The 14,871-nt window shown below is 65.2% G+C and carries 14 protein-coding genes; 8 read left to right on the forward strand and 6 right to left on the reverse strand.

Annotated elements, in window-relative coordinates:
- The 4 genes from ACIPY3_RS21135 to ACIPY3_RS21150 all read left to right on the forward strand — a co-directional run bounded on the left by ACIPY3_RS21135 (position 1) and on the right by ACIPY3_RS21150 (position 7,005).
- On the forward strand, positions 1-1,983 hold the full coding sequence (locus ACIPY3_RS21135; RefSeq protein ID WP_400337139.1) for a LuxR C-terminal-related transcriptional regulator: 1,983 nt from the start codon (positions 1-3) through the stop codon (positions 1,981-1,983).
- Between the two features lie 168 nt (positions 1,984-2,151).
- Positions 2,152-3,543: an IniB N-terminal domain-containing protein gene (locus ACIPY3_RS21140; protein WP_400337141.1), complete on the forward strand. Its 1,392-nt coding sequence runs from the start codon at positions 2,152-2,154 to the stop codon at positions 3,541-3,543.
- A 124-nt stretch (positions 3,544-3,667) separates the two neighbouring features.
- The gene (locus ACIPY3_RS21145; RefSeq protein WP_400337186.1) at positions 3,668-5,524 is read left to right on the forward strand and encodes a dynamin family protein; all 1,857 of its coding nucleotides are present in this window, start codon (positions 3,668-3,670) and stop codon (positions 5,522-5,524) included.
- A gap of 5 nt (positions 5,525-5,529) precedes the next feature.
- Positions 5,530-7,005 carry a dynamin family protein gene (locus ACIPY3_RS21150; protein ID WP_400337188.1) on the forward strand — a complete coding sequence of 492 codons (1,476 nt, stop codon included), beginning with the start codon at positions 5,530-5,532 and terminating at the stop codon, positions 7,003-7,005.
- 10 nt (positions 7,006-7,015) lie between these two features.
- On the opposite strand, the gene ACIPY3_RS21155 is transcribed toward ACIPY3_RS21150, so the two are convergent.
- Positions 7,016-7,519, reverse strand: a complete 504-nt coding sequence (locus tag ACIPY3_RS21155; RefSeq protein ID WP_400337143.1) for a hypothetical protein — start codon at positions 7,517-7,519, stop codon at positions 7,016-7,018.
- Positions 7,520-7,662: 143 nt separating this feature from the next.
- Positions 7,663-8,034, reverse strand: a complete 372-nt coding sequence (locus ACIPY3_RS21160) for a PLD nuclease N-terminal domain-containing protein (RefSeq protein WP_400337145.1) — start codon at positions 8,032-8,034, stop codon at positions 7,663-7,665.
- Between the two features lie 87 nt (positions 8,035-8,121).
- On the opposite strand from ACIPY3_RS21160, the gene ACIPY3_RS21165 reads away from it, so the two are divergent.
- A complete protein-coding gene (locus tag ACIPY3_RS21165) occupies positions 8,122-8,433 on the forward strand; it encodes a DUF4229 domain-containing protein (RefSeq protein WP_400337147.1) in 312 nt (103 codons plus the stop codon).
- A 17-nt stretch (positions 8,434-8,450) separates the two neighbouring features.
- On the opposite strand, the gene ACIPY3_RS21170 is transcribed toward ACIPY3_RS21165, so the two are convergent.
- The 4 genes from ACIPY3_RS21170 to ACIPY3_RS21185 are packed head-to-tail and all read right to left on the reverse strand — an operon-like array spanning position 8,451 to position 12,218.
- Positions 8,451-9,329, reverse strand: a complete 879-nt coding sequence (locus tag ACIPY3_RS21170) for a 1,4-dihydroxy-2-naphthoate polyprenyltransferase (RefSeq protein WP_400272011.1) — start codon at positions 9,327-9,329, stop codon at positions 8,451-8,453.
- Between the two features lie 60 nt (positions 9,330-9,389).
- Complete coding sequence (locus ACIPY3_RS21175; RefSeq protein ID WP_400337149.1) at positions 9,390-10,520, reverse strand: AMP-binding protein; 1,131 nt, start codon at positions 10,518-10,520, stop codon at positions 9,390-9,392.
- A gap of 8 nt (positions 10,521-10,528) precedes the next feature.
- Positions 10,529-11,476, reverse strand: coding sequence for a 1,4-dihydroxy-2-naphthoyl-CoA synthase (locus ACIPY3_RS21180; protein WP_400337151.1), 948 nt, complete (start codon positions 11,474-11,476; stop codon positions 10,529-10,531).
- A 13-nt stretch (positions 11,477-11,489) separates the two neighbouring features.
- Positions 11,490-12,218 carry a lysostaphin resistance A-like protein gene (locus ACIPY3_RS21185; RefSeq protein ID WP_400337153.1) on the reverse strand — a complete coding sequence of 243 codons (729 nt, stop codon included), beginning with the start codon at positions 12,216-12,218 and terminating at the stop codon, positions 11,490-11,492.
- Between the two features lie 52 nt (positions 12,219-12,270).
- On the opposite strand from ACIPY3_RS21185, the gene ACIPY3_RS21190 reads away from it, so the two are divergent.
- From ACIPY3_RS21190 to ACIPY3_RS21200, 3 genes are read left to right on the forward strand one after another with little or no spacing between them, the layout of a single operon-like run.
- Positions 12,271-13,215: a metal ABC transporter substrate-binding protein gene (locus ACIPY3_RS21190; protein ID WP_400337155.1), complete on the forward strand. Its 945-nt coding sequence runs from the start codon at positions 12,271-12,273 to the stop codon at positions 13,213-13,215.
- Positions 13,212-13,946 carry a metal ABC transporter ATP-binding protein gene (locus ACIPY3_RS21195; protein ID WP_400337157.1) on the forward strand — a complete coding sequence of 245 codons (735 nt, stop codon included), beginning with the start codon at positions 13,212-13,214 and terminating at the stop codon, positions 13,944-13,946. The genes ACIPY3_RS21190 and ACIPY3_RS21195 overlap by 4 nt, the downstream gene beginning before the upstream one ends.
- 5 nt (positions 13,947-13,951) lie before the next feature.
- Positions 13,952-14,815, forward strand: a complete 864-nt coding sequence (locus tag ACIPY3_RS21200) for a metal ABC transporter permease (RefSeq protein WP_400337158.1) — start codon at positions 13,952-13,954, stop codon at positions 14,813-14,815.
- Positions 14,816-14,871: the final 56 nt, after the last annotated feature.

Below are 14,871 nucleotides of genomic sequence, written 5' to 3' on the forward strand. Positions count from 1 at the left end.
ATGACGGAACAGGACCATACTGAGGCAACCCCGGGGCGCGGGCATGGCCTTGAAGGCACGACGGCGGCCGTCCGGGAGTTGCTCCTGGCGTTGGCAGTCGGGTTCACCTTGCCATCGCCATTGCCTGCTTCCCTGAAACGACGCCAGGACCTGGAGCACCTCAGGGAAACTGCCACGGAAGCGGGGCTTTTGCTTCCGGACGGTTCCTTGGTGGGGACGGCCCACCATGCGCTCCTGAACGGCACCCCGGACGCCATCATCCATGCGCTGCAGCGGGAGCTGGTGGACACCTACCGTGCAGATGGCCGGCCGTTGGGCGGGCTGGCCCGGGAACTTGCCCGGGGCGGCCTGCGGCACCCCCAGGTGGCAGCGGAACTCGAAGAAGCGGCCGAGGAAGCGCTCGAATCCGATCCCGGTTTGGCCTCCACGCTGTTTGCGGAATCCTTGCTGTCCGGAGCCAAGGAACTGCCCAAGGCAGCGCGGCGTGCACAGGCAGCCGCGGCCACCGGAGACCTTGACGCCGCGGGCCGCCTGGTGGACCGCTTGCTGGCCCTGCCCGAACCGCCGGAGCTTGCTTTGGGCGTCGACGTGGCCGCCGCCGTTTGGGCCGAGCGGGGAATGCTGTCCCGCAGTGCCGATACATACCGTTGGCTGGGTCCTGAACGGATGGGCACCTCGGCCCCGCTGGCCGCTTTGGCAATGATCGGCTCCGGCGACATGGCGGGCGCGCACGGCGTCCTGGCAGATGGCGGGTCCATGGGGTCGCCCACGCTTTTGGCTGTGGCGTTATCCCTCATGGGGGACGGCCTGAGCCGAACATTGGAATCCTCGTCGGAGCTGGGACTCTCGGAGCTGATCCGGGCCTCGGACATGATGAACGCGGCGGGCGTCGCTGCTCCGATGCCCGAGATACCGGCCGTCCTGGCCGCACTGTGCGCCCTGCATAGCGGCGAGCCGGCGGTGGCGGACACCGTGGTGAGGGCCGCCCTGGCCGCCTCCCAGGGTGGCGATACCGCCAGGCCGCGGTTATTCCTGCTGCAGGCGTGGTGCGCCATGCAACAGGACAACCCGGACGACGCCAGGCTTGCCATCAACGAGGCCGTCAAAGCCAACCCTTGGGATCTCGCGCCGAGGGACCGGTTCCTTCGAGCCGCCCTTGAGCTTGGCCTCGCGCGGCGAAGCGGCGAAGTCCATCAACTGGTCCTGGCCTGGGACCACGCCCGTGAAGCCATGATGCACGTCTCCGTGGACCTCTACAGCCTGCTGCCGTGGGGCGAAGTGCTCATTACCGCTGCCCGACTGCGCGAAACGGGTCGCGTGGCCCACTACCTGCAGGGCGCTTGGGAGCTGCTGGACCGTCTGGAGAGCCCGGTGCTGTGGTCTGTCCCGTTGCACTGGGCTGCCGTCCAGGCGGCGCTGTTGGGCGAGAACCCGGCAGAGTTGGCCCCGCACGCCACGGCGCTGGTGCGCGCCTCCGGGCACAGCCACTACGCGGCCATGTTGGCCGCTGGGGGCAAAGCCTGGGTCTCGGTCCTCGCCGGGCGCTTCGTGGCGTCCGACGTCGAAACAGCGGCCCGCGGGTTGGCCGCCGTCGGGATGCCATGGGAAGGGGCCCGGCTGGCAGGTCACGCGGCCGCACGGGCCGATGAGCGCCGGGACATGGTGAAGCTGCTGGCGTGCGCCCGGGACATCCATCCCCAAGGAAGCGCCGCGCAACCGGAAGCCCACCAGGATCCACCTGCGGGCATAGGGGCCCCCGAAACGGCCGAGGCTTCCGGACTGAGTGCGCGCGAGAAGGAAGTTGCCAGGCTTGTGCTGGAGGGCAAGACCTACCGGGAAATCGGCGATGCGATCTACATTTCGCCCAGGACTGCCGAGCACCATGTGGCCCGCATGCGGCGGCGTTTGGGGGCGGAGAACCGCTCGGAACTCCTGGTCCGGCTGCGCTTGGCGTTGGGCGACGCGCACCCACCCCACGCATGACCCCCCTCCACCCCCTAACGGGCCGGCGCCGGATCCCCTAACGCGGGCGCCGTCGGTAGGGGGACCGCCCCCGATGCCCCCGCCGTCCCCCTGGCCATAGCTTGAAGGCAAGCCCGGCAAAGGCGCCGGGCGTTCTCCACCCAACACAGAATGTGAGGGAGCGTTCCCATGCCAACACTTGCACAACAGCTCGTACAGTTCCTGATGAGCCTGTTCAACAACCCGGAATCAGCAGAGGACTTTGTCCGCGACCCGGAAGCCGCCCTTTCCGCCGCCGGACTTGGGCATGTTTCCTCCGCCGATGTGGATGCCGTCCGGCCCGTGGTCCTGGACTACGCTCCGATCAACGCGCGTTCGTCGTTCGACCGTGAGTACAACACCGGCGGCAACCACGCCACCACGGGCGGGGGCGGGGCAGCGGGACATCCCGCTCCGCAGCACAACGGCGGCAACGGTAACACCGGTGGTTGGGATGATCACGACGACGATCATGGCCACGGTGGTGGCGGTGGCGGTGGTCGGGATGATCACGACGACGATCACGGCCACGGTGGTGGCGGTGGCGGTTGGGATGGCCACGACGACGATCACGGCCACGGTGGTGGCGGTGGCGGTGGAGACTGGGACGACCACGCCCACGCCGTGCAGCAGCTCGTCCACGTGGTGAACAACTACTCCTACACCACCAACATCGATGACCGCGACACGATCAACGACCAGTCCGTCAACCAGAACATCTGGGCCAACGGCGATGTCAACCAGATGTTCAACCAGGAGGCCGTCATCGCCTCGGGCGACGGCGCCATTGCGGCCGGCGACGACGTGAAGGACTCGGGCAACACCACCACGACAACCACTACCACCACCACGACGAACACCGACAACTCCGATGACCACTCGCTGAACATCACCAACGGCGACGGGGAAGTCAACGTGGGCAACACGGACATCGACGTCAGGGACTCGTTCAACGACAACTCGGACCACTCGGTGACCAAGGACTCGTACAACACGGACGATTCCTACAACACCGATGTTGACCTGGACGTGGATATCAGGGACTCCTTCAACGAGGACAACTCCACGACGACGGACAACTCCGACCACTCGACCAACGATTCGTACAACGACAACTCCGATAACTCGGACAACTCCGTGGACAACTCCGACAACTCGACGAACGTTGCCATTGCGGACTCGTTCAACGACAACTCGGATAATTCGGACAACTCGGACAACTCGATCAACGATTCGTACAACGACAACTCGGTCACCGACAACAGCGACAACTCGGACAACTCGACGAATGTCGCCGATTCCTTCAACGGCAACGGATCGGGTAACACGGACAACTCGGTGAATGACTCGTTCAACGGGAACACGGATAACTCGGTCAACGACTCGATCGTCGTGGCGGACAACGAACTCGATGTGGACTACACCAACATCGAGGACAACGAACTCGAGTACAACGACATCGACGATTCGGTGGTCGTGGCTGACAACGACGTGGATCTGGATCTTGGTGGACCGGCAGGTCCGCCGCCCCCTCCGATGTAGAAGTCATCGAGGACTGATAGCCCCAGCAGTGCCCGGCAGGCGGGAAACCACCTGCCGGGCATTTCGCCGGTTCTGAAGATGAAGGTTCGGGAGCAGAGGAGCAACTGTGGCGGGAACGGAACGCATGGCCGCCCTGGTGGAACAGGGCATGGAACTGGCGGGGGAGAGGAACGACCTTCGCCGACGCCTGGAGCAAACCCGCGGGCGATTGCGTGATCCGAGCGTCCGGGTGATCGTTGTTGGTGAGTTCAAGCAAGGCAAGAGCAAGCTCATCAACGCCCTGGTCAATGCACCGGTATGCCCGGTGGATGACGACATCGCCACCTCGGTTCCCACGGTGGTCAAGCACGGCGATCCCGCGTCCGCTGCAGTCCTGGTCCCCAAGGACACTCCGGGCCAGGGGGACACGCCGTCACTGGAAAATCCTCCCGGTGATCCGCAGCTGGAGCGCCGCCCGGTGGACATCAACCAGCTCGCAGCCTACGTCTCGGAAGCCGGGAACCCCGGGAATACCAAGAACCTGGTTGCGGCTGAGGTGGCGTTGCCCCGGCAGCTCCTTGCCGGTGGACTGACGATTGTGGACTCCCCGGGCGTGGGCGGATTGGGATCCTCGCATACCCTGACCACGTTGACGGCCCTTCCCTCGGCCCACGCGGTGGTGTTCGTTTCCGATGCCTCCCAGGAATACACCGAGCCGGAAATCAGGTTCCTTCGCCAAGCCATGCGGGTCAGCCCGAACGTTTTGTGCGTCCTCTCGAAGACCGACCTCTACCCGGCCTGGCGGCAGATCGCAGAGCTCGACCGCCAGCACCTCTCCGACGTCGCACCGGAGATGACGCTGCTGCCCGTCTCCTCCGAACTGCGACTCCAAGCCGCACGCATGCAGGACAGGGAGCTGAACGAGGAGTCCGGGTTTCCCGCGTTGATCGCCTACCTGCGGGACACCATCGAAGGGCGGGCGGCAGCAATCCGGCAGAAATCCGTGCAGCACGACCTCGTGTCCGTTACCGAGCACCTGAGGCTCTCCCTGCAGTCCGAGCTCGCAGCCTTGGAAAACCCGGACGGCACGCCCCAAATGATCGCTGACCTGGAAACCGCAAAGCAGGAAGCAGACGCCCTGCGCAAGCGTTCGGCCCGCTGGCAGACCACCCTGAACGATGGCATCGGGGATCTCATCGCGGATATGGAATACGACCTCCGGGACCGGTTGAGGCGTATCCAACGCGAGGCGGAGAACGCCATCGACCAAGGCGACCCGGGACCCGCCTGGGAACAGTTCTCCCTCTGGCTGGAACAAAGCGCCGCGGCCGCCGTCTCCGACACCTTCGTCTGGACCAGCGAACGGGCCCAATGGCTTGCCAACCAGGTCGCTGAACACTTCTCCGAGGAAGAAGTGGCCCTCCCGCTGACCCAGGTGGCCGATACTGGCGGAGTCCTGGATCCCGTGAGCGAGATGCCCACCATGGAGGACGGAAGGATGGCCCCGCTCCAGAAGGTGCTGATCGGAATGCGGGGCTCTTACGGTGGCGTGCTGATGTTCGGCCTCCTGACAGGCATCTTCGGCATGGCCCTGATCAACCCCCTGTCCGTGGGTGCCGGACTCCTGCTGGGCCGCAAGGCGTACCGGGAAGAGAAGGAAGCGCGCCTCAAACGCCGCCAGGCAGAGGCCAAAGCGCTGGTCCGCAAACAGGTTGACGACGTCGTGTTCCAAGTGGGGAAGCAACTCAAGGACAGGCTGCGCCTGGTTCAGCGGGCCACCAGGGACCATTTCACCGAGATCGCGGACGAACACCACCGTTCCCTGACGGATTCGGTGGCGGCAGCCCAGAAAGCCGCTGCGACGTTCGCCGTCGAGCGGGACCTGCGCATCAAGGACATCCGGTTCCAGCTCAAGAAGGTGGACGCGCTGGCCCAGGCCACGGCTGCGCTCCAGGACGGGGTCTCACCCAGTGCCCAACCGTCCGCTGTCAGGGCGGGATGAAGGCCATGGAGGACTCCGGCATCTCCGAAGCTGCCGGGCTCCTCGCCAAAGCCCGGGAGGTCTTCCATGGAGATCCCGGCGCCATGGCCGTGCTGGACGAGCTCGACGAAAGGCTCTCCGGGCCACTGCGCATTGCCGTGGCAGGGATGGTCAAAGCCGGAAAATCCACCCTCCTCAATGCGATCATCGGAGAGGAAATCGCGCCAACCGATGCAGGAGAGTGCACCAGGATCGTCACGTGGTACCGGCACGGACCCACACCGCGTGTCACCCTCTTCCCAGTGCACGGTGAACCGCGTCCGTTGCCGGTGACCCGGGAGGACGGACGCCTTGTGTTCCCCCTGGGCGGCATCAAGGCCGAAGACGTGGAGCGCCTGGTGGTGGATTGGCCGGCAGCGAGCCTGAAGGACCTGACCCTGATCGACACCCCCGGAATCGCGTCCCTCTCCCAGGATGTTTCAGGCCGGTCAACGGCTTTCCTGCTGCCCGAAGACGCGCCCTCAGCCGCCGACGCCGTCATCTACCTCATGCGCCACATGCATGCCTCGGATGTGCGGTTCCTGGAATCGTTCAGGGACAAAGCGGCGGGGCAATCGGGGACTGTCAACGCGCTTGCCGTGCTGTCCAGGGCGGATGAGATCGGCGCCGGGAGGATCGACTCCCTGATTTCCGCCGCAGTGATCGCTGACCGCTACAGCCGCGACGGGAACCTGAAACCCCTGGCGCTCGGCGTCGTACCGGTTGCGGGCCTGCTGGCGCAGAGTTCCCGGACCATGCGGCAAAGCGACTATGAGGCATTGGTGTCCCTTGCGGGCCTTGGGAAGCCCGCATGGGAACGGATCATGTTGTCCGCGGACCGCTTTGTCCGGGCCACTGAGCCCACCGGAATCGCAGCGGAAACCAGGGTTTCGCTGATTGAACGCTTTGGTCTCTTCGGCATCAGGCTGGGCGTTGCCCTGGTCCGGGGCGGGCTCGACGATCCAACCGCACTGGCCCACGAGCTCGCCCGGCGGAGCGGTCTGGGCCAACTGCTCCAAAGCATCGCCTCGTTGTTCCAAACCCGTGCCGAAGCCCTCAAGGCGCGCGCCGCCGTCGTGGGTTTGGAAGCATTGCTGCGAAACCCGGCCCCGGAAGACGCAACCTCACTGGTGACGGCGTTGGAGCGGCTCCAGGCGGGAGCGCACGAGTTCAGGGAACTCAGGCTGCTGGCAGCCCTCCGGACCAGCGGCGTGGGGCTCGCCCCGGATGCAGCGGCCGAGGCCGAACGCCTGGTGGGTGGATCCGGGACGGGAGCTGCGCTGAGACTGGGCCTCCCTGACGATTCAGGCGAAGACAGTGTCAGCGACGCTGCCCGGGCGTGCCTGGACCGCTGGCGTGCGATCGCGGAGAACCCGCTGACTGAACCGGCTGCCGTGGGCGCATGCCGCGTGGTGATCCGCAGTTGCGAAGGGATGCTCGCGGCGATTCCGGCCGGACGATGAACGCCCTCGCCTAGCTGCGTCCTCGTCGATTCGGGGTCACCGGCGGGGCCGTCCGTCCACGCCGGAGCCACGCCGACACCGACGGCAGGAACAACAGGATGAGGCCGGCCGCGGCGAGGATGTACTGCGCTGCGAGCAAGAAGGTTGCCAGCACTCCGTCGGCGCCGGGAGCGATGACGAAGTCGGCGATCACCACCGTCACCACAGCGTGCAGCAGGACCACGGGAGCAAGCGCCCACCGCGCCCACCCGCGGTGCCGGAAGACGACGGCCAGCAGGACGGCTTCCATGGCTGTCACCAGCGCGAGCATGCCCAGGCTGCCGAGGAACACGACGGCGGTGGCACCGTCGAGTGCCCTGGCGTCCCCGTCCGGGACCATCCCACCGATGACGCCCTTGAGGCGTTCGAAATGAGCGTTGCGGCCCAGGAAATCCGTCAGGATGACGCCGAAGCCCGCCAGGAAGCTGGCCAGCCACAAGGTCCGGGCCCAACGGGCGGGGCCGGGCGGGCGCACGGCGACCGCAATCGGTGGGGGTGTCGAGACCGACACGCCTGGGCGTGGCGGTGGTGCTGGGGAGTTCAAAGGTGGCCCGCTGAGAGGCGTCCCGGTTTGTGCTTGGAGAGACCGCGATTCATCAGCTTGTTGGGCCATGTTCCCTACTTCAGTTCGTCTGTGTCAGGGCTTTGTGAATCCTTGAGCTTGCGCTCCTTGGCCTCGAGGTCGGCTTTGAGCTTCTTGAGCCGCTCTTCTTCAGCCTGGTTCCGGCGCCGGGCTTCCAGGTTACGGAGGAATTCGGGGTCGTCGTCCGGAGCCGTGGGGTAGCTGCGGACCGGCTTGGCTGAGGGCCTTCCGTAGGGGCGGCCGAAAATGAACCAAAGAATGGCACCCAGCACCGGGAGAACGATCATCACCACGATCCAGGCCGGCTTGGAAATGCCGCGCGTGCTTCGGCTGTCAGTGCGAATGACATCGATAAGGGCGTACACGAACACAACCAGGACGACGACGACGCCAACAACGCGGAGCATGCACCAAGTCTAGTCGCCGAAAGCCGTTCGCTGGATCCCTCATGGAGGCCGTGATCAGAGTGCAACCATCCGGGCGGCTAAACTTGGATGGTGGCTTTCCTGAAGTATTCCCTGATCCGTTTGGCGCTCTTCGTGCCGTTGTTCGTGCTTTTCTACTTTTTGGGGACGGGTGCGATCCTGGCTGTGGTCTGTGCCGGCGTGATCGCCTTCGCCATCAGCTACCTGTTTTTCCAGAAGCAGCGGGATGCCGCAACAGGGGCCATGCGTGAGCGTTTCTCCGGCCGGGCCAAGCCGCTGCGCTCCGCCGGCGAAATGGACGACGCCGCTGCCGAGGACTCCCTGGTGGAACAAAACCCGGACGTTGCCATCAACAATGACAAGCGCCCGGGTTCCGTCTAGGGACCTTCCGGCTGGATTCAGATCCGCGTCAGGATCAGCCCCAGCGAGAACAGCAGGCTGTAGCCGAGGTTGATCAGGCCCGTCTGCTTCAGTACCGGGATAAGGCTCTTGCGCTTCTTCCCGTTGACCATGAGCCAGGCCGGCATGAGGCAGGCCGGGATCAGCAGCAGCACGATCAGCATCCACGGCTTGGTGGGTGCCAGCACCACCACCAGCAGGATGGCGACGCCGAGCATCAGCACGTAGCTTTCACGCGCGTGCCTGTCGCCCAAACGCACCGCCAGAGTCCGCTTCCCGGCGGCGGTGTCCGTGGGGATGTCCCGGACATTGTTGGCCATGAGCAGCGCGCAGGCGATGAGCCCGGTGCCGATCGCTCCGATCACCGCCGCCAGGCTGACCTGCCCTGCCTGCGTGTACGTGGTTCCCAGTGTTGCCACGAGCCCGAAGAACACGAAGACGAAGACGTCGCCCAGTCCGAGGTAGCCGTATGGGTTCTTGCCACCGGTGTAGCCCCACGCCGCCAGGACGCAGCCGATACCTACCAGGATGAGCCACCACGTCTGGGTGATGATCACCAGGATGAGGCCGCACACCATGGCCAGGCCGAACAGGCCGAACGCAGCCCACTTCACGTGTTCCGGCTTGGCCACGCCGGAGCCCACCAGGCGCAGCGGCCCCACGCGGTCCTCGTCGGTGCCGCGGATGCCGTCGGAGTAGTCGTTGGCGTAGTTGACGCCGATCTGGAGCAACAGGGCCACGAGTGCCGCCAGGATCGCGTTGGGCAGCCGGAAAGCATGGAGTTCGAAGGCCGCAGCCGAGCCGATCAGGACCGGCGCAATCGCTGCGGGCAGTGTGCGGAGCCGGGCTCCTTGAATCCATTGTGCAGCTGTCGCCACGTGCAGTACCTCGTGTGTTGGGGGTTGATCTTCAGTCAGGTTCGTTAAGGCAGAACCTGTCTATTGTCCCTGATGCAGGGCTTCGAGCTGTTCGATCATGGCCAGCCTGTCCGGCTTTCCGTTGGGGAGCATGGGCAGTTCGCTGACCGCAAGCACGGTTTTCGGGGCCAAAACACCCAGTGCGGCCTCGCGCTTCGCAGTGAATCCGCGGATGCCCTCGCGTGTTGGATCCGCCACGGCCACCACCGCAGCTACGGCCTGTCCCCACTCGCGCGACGGGACGCCTGCCACGAAAGCCGCCGTCACGCCGTCGAGCCCTTCCAGCTTTTCCTGGATGTACGCGGCGGAAGCCTTGACCCCGCCGGTGATGATGACGTCGTCGGCGCGGCCCAGGACGGTGAGCTTGCCCTCCGGCGACATCTCGCCCAGGTCGCCGGTGACGTACCAGCGGGTGTCGTCGTCCTCGAAGAAGGCCTCGGGGCCGTTCTCCAGGTAGCCGGCTGCGACCGTGGCGCCGCCCAGCAGGATGCGGCCCTCCAGTTCGCCCTCGCCAAGGCGGATTTCGACGCCGTCCAGCGGCTCGCCGTCGTACACGCACCCGCCGCACGTCTCGGCCGAGCCGTATGTGGTGACGACGTTGAGCCCTTCCGCGTGTGCCGCGGCGAGGAGCTCGGCCGACGCCGGTGCGCCGCCCAACAGGATCGCGTTGAACCGGCGAAGGACCGCGAGGGTTTCCGGGGCGGGGGAGTCCAGAAGGCGCTGCAACTGGGTGGGCACCAAGGAGGTGAAGCGGATCTTGTCCGTAAGTTCTTCCGCGGCGGCAGTGAACGCTTCCGGGGTGAAACCGTTCGACTGGTCCACCACCCACGGCCGGGTTCCGGCGTACAAGGACCGCACCAGTACCTGGACACCCGCAACGTATTGCAGGGGGAGGGCCAGCAGCCACTGCCCTTCGCCGCGCAGCGCCACGGCCGTACCCACCGACGACGCCGCGAGGGCATCGATGGTGAGGACGGTTGCCTTGGGAGTCCCGGTGGAACCGGAGGTGCGGACCACCACTGCGGCGTCCTCCACGCTGGTTTCCACGGGTAACGCTTTTGCTGCACCGTTCGCATCCGTGACGATCTCGACGGCGGGACCCTCGCCTTGGAGGGCAGCGGCCAGTGCTTTGAGGATCGGATCAATGTCCAAGGGAGGTCCTAGAAGTAGTAGGGGAAGTTGGACCAGTCGGGATCGCGCTTCTGGAGGAACGCTTCCTTGCCCTCCACGGCTTCGTCCGTCATGTAGGCCAGGCGCGTTGCCTCGCCGGCGAAGACCTGTTGGCCGGCCAGTCCATCGTCCGCGAGGTTGAACGCGAACTTGAGCATGCGGATGGCCTGGGGTGACTGCCGGGCGATGTCCGCGGCGTATTCCAGCGCGACTTCTTCAAGGCGCTCGTGGTCCACGGCCTCGTTGACGGCGCCCATGCGGACCATGTCCTCGGCGGAGTATTCGCGGGCCAGGAAGAAGATCTCGCGCGCGGCCTTCTGCCCGATCTGGCGGGCCAGCAGCGCGGAGCCGTAACCGGCGTCGAAACTTCCCACCGTGGCGTCGGTCTGCTTGAACTTGCCGTGCTCGCGGGAGGCGATGGTGAGGTCGCTGACCACGTGCAGCGAGTGCCCGCCACCCGCCGCCCAGCCGTTGACGACGGCGATGACCACCTTGGGCATGGTCCGCATCAGGCGCTGTACTTCCAGAATGTGGAGGCGGCCCGCGCGGGCTGGATCGATGGATTCCTGCGTCTCGCCGTCTGCGTAGCGGTAGCCGTCCCGCCCGCGGATCCGCTGGTCGCCGCCGGAACAGAACGAATGGCCGCCGTCCTTTGCGGAAGGCCCGTTGCCCGTGAGCAGTACGGTGGCGACGTCCGGGGTCATGCGGGCATGGTCCATGGCGCGGTAGAGCTCGTCCACCGTACCGGGACGGAAGGCGTTGCGGACCTCGGGCCTGTTGAAGGCGATGCGGACCGTGGGGAGGTCTTTGACTGCGTCAGCCGTCCGCTCAACCTGCCGGTGGTACGTCATGTCCTTGAAGTCATCGAAGCCGGAAACGGTGCGCCAGCGCGTGGGGTCAAAGACGTCGGAAACCTTGGCAGGGAGTTGGTTGTTCACAGTCCGAGTCTAGTCAGTTGGGAAGGAGCTCCGCGGGGACCGCGTAGATCAGGACCACGGCAAGCAGATTCTTGGCGGCGTGGACCAGGTAGGAGAACATCAGGTTCTTGCCTGTCCATACGTACACACCCACCAGGACCACGGCCATGCCCAGGTAGGGTGCCAACGCGGACAACTCGAGGCCCTCCCTGCCAATGGTGTGGATCGAAGCGAACACCACAGTTGACACAACGCAGCAGATCCAGATGTTGACGTACTGGGACAACTTCCCGATCAGCAGGTGCCGGAACAGGTACTCCTCAACGAAAGGGCCAAGGACCACGAGCAGCGGCACCATCAGCCAGGCAGGCACGTGCTGCAGCAGGCCTTGGATGCCCATCTGGTTCTCGGAACTTTGGACGCCACCGATCACTGCAACGAAGATCGCCGTGAGGATCAGCATCACCACCACTGCCAGCGGGACCATTCCCAGCGTGAACAACGGCCGGGTGCCCAGGATCTTGAAGTCCCGGCCCACCACCCGCCAGGCGGAAGCAAAGGCGAAGACCCCGACGGCGGCATAGAAGACCGCGTTGACGGCATAGGACGCCGTGGCCGGCTCCGGAAAAAGCTGGAGCATGAACCGTTCCACGGACGAGCCGGCGAGGGTGAAGTAGACCGTGAAGCCCACATAGGCCACGACGGCGGCGGCATCAAGGATGTTGAACCGGTACAGCCTGGTTTGCGTCGATAGGGAGCCCATATGACCAGCCTATCTTTGCTGCTGCGGCCCCGGGTTGGCTATGATTTTCGGTATGCCTAACTTTGTGTTTCGGTGCGCCAAAGAAGTCCGCCGTTTCGCCGCTGTCCTCATCGCGCTCGCCCTTGCCCTGGGCCTCTCTGCATGCGGGGGAAATTCGTCAGCCGGAAGTGATGATAAGCCGATGGTCCTCACTACGTTCACGGTGCTGGCAGACGTCGCCAAGAACGTGGCCGGGGACAAGCTGCGCGTAGAATCCATCACCAAGGCCGGAGCCGAAATCCACGGCTACGAACCCACGCCGGGCGACATCCGCAAGGCTGCCCAAGCGGACCTGATCCTGGACAACGGTCTCAACCTCGAAGCGTGGTTTTCCCAGTTCGTCGAAGGCCTCGACGTCCCGCATGCCGTAGTCAGCGAAGGCGTGGACGTCATGGAAATCGGCGAGGACTCCTACAAAGGCAAGCCGAACCCGCACGCGTGGATGTCCCCCGCGAACGTGCAGATCTACGCCAACAACATGGCGAAGGCCTTCGCCAAGCTGTCCCCGGCCCATGCCTCGGAGTTCGAGGCCAACGCCAAGGCCTATAACAACCAACTCCAGGCGGTACAGGACGAGATGGTGTCCAAGCTTTCGGTCCTCCCCGAAGCCCACCGTGCCCTGGTGACGTGCGAAGGTGCCTTCTCCTACCTTGCCCGGGATGCCGGCCTGAAGGAGGTCTACATCTGGGCCGTGAATGCCGAGCAGCAGGCCACCCCGCAGCAGATTGCCCGCGCCATCGGATTCGTCAAAGACAACAAGGTGCCCGCAGTATTCTGCGAATCCACGGTGTCCGACGCGCCCATGCAGCAAGTGGTCGGGGCAACCGGCGCCGCGTTCGGTGGGGTGCTTTACGTCGATTCCCTGTCCGAAGCTGACGGCCCCGTGCCCACGTACCTTGACCTGATCCGCCACGACGCGAAAACCATCACCACCGCACTGACTGGAGGCGCATCATGAGCAGTCCAGCGATCCTCGTAGACAATGTCACGGTCCATTACGGCGAGGTCCTCGCGCTCGACTCGGCCTCCCTCAGCCTGGAGCGTTCGCGTATCTGCGGCCTCGTGGGCATGAACGGCTCAGGAAAGTCCACGCTGTTCAAGGCCATCATGGGCATGGTGAAACCGGATTCCGGACGGGTCCTCATCAACGGCGAACCACCCCTGAAGATCCGTAAGGCGGCCGGCCTCGGCTACGTTCCGCAGAGCGAGGATGTGGACTGGGCCTTTCCGCTTTCGGTCCGGGACGTGGTGATGATGGGCCGCTACGGGCACCTCGGATTCACGCGCCGGCCCCGCAAAGCCGATCATGACGCCGTCGAACACGCCTTGGAACGGGTGGAACTGGCCGACTTCGCCGACCGCCAGATCGGCCAACTGTCCGGCGGGCAGAAGAAGCGGGCGTTCGTGGCACGGGGCATCGCGCAGGGCGCCACCATGATGCTCCTCGACGAGCCCTTCGCCGGAGTGGACAAGCGGTCCGAAGCGACCATCACCCGGCTGCTTCGTGAGCTCGCCGCAGACGGGGCCACGATCCTGGTCTCCACCCACGACCTCCACGCCCTCCCGCAGCTCTGCGACGAAGCCGTGCTGCTGATGCGCAAGGTCCTCATGCATGGGAGCCCGGAGGTTGTGTTGCAGCCGGAGAACCTCGCCATGGCCTTCGGCCTCGACGTCATGAACAGGGGCTGAGCACCATGGAATTCCTCCTCGAACCCCTCAGTTACGACTTCATGGTCCGCGCCCTCGCGACCACGGCCATTGCCGCCGTCGTGTGCGCTGTCCTCAGTTGCTGGCTCGTCCTCATTGGCTGGTCCCTCATGGGCGACGCAGTCTCGCACGCAGTGCTTCCCGGCGTCGTCCTTGCCTACATTGTCGGTGCGCCGTTCGCGCTCGGCGCGCTGGTGTTCGCCCTCATCGCAGTGACGCTGATCGGCGTGGTGCGGAATACCAGCCGGGTGAAGGAGGACGCCGCGATCGGCATCGTGTTCACGTCCCTTTTTGCCCTTGGCCTGGTGCTGATCTCCGTGACACCGAGCCAAACCGACCTGAACCACATCATCTTCGGCAACCTGCTGGGCGTCAGTGTCCCGGACCTCATCCAGGTGGTGGTGCTGGGCGTGGTGGCTTTCGCAGTCCTCATTCTCAAGCGGCGCGACCTCACGCTCTATGCCTTCGACCCCACGCACGCGCACGCAATCGGTCTATCTCCACGCAGGCTCGGCGCGCTGTTGCTCGGCCTGCTGGCGTTGACATCAGTCGTGGCACTCCAGACCGTCGGTGTGGTGTTGGTGGTCGCGATGCTCATCATTCCCGGTGCCACGGCCTACCTCCTGACGGACCGTTTCTCCCGGATGCTGGTCATTGCGCCGGTCATTTCGGTGGCCTGCTCGGTTGCCGGGATCTACCTCAGCTACTACCTTGACACCGCGTCCGGCGCGATGGTGGTGCTCACCCAAGGTGCCGTGTTCGCCGTCGTGTATCTCTTCAGCCCGCGGCAGGGACTGATCGGTACGCGGCTGGCAAAGGCCCGTCGGAAGCGGGCCATGGCGACGGCCTGAACCAGCTCCCCAACTTGACCTGCCCGGCGTTGCCGGGCAGGCTGGAACGATGGAGT

It is taken from the genome of Paenarthrobacter sp. NPDC089714 (assembly GCF_044748905.1).
Lineage (GTDB): Bacteria > Actinomycetota > Actinomycetes > Actinomycetales > Micrococcaceae > Arthrobacter.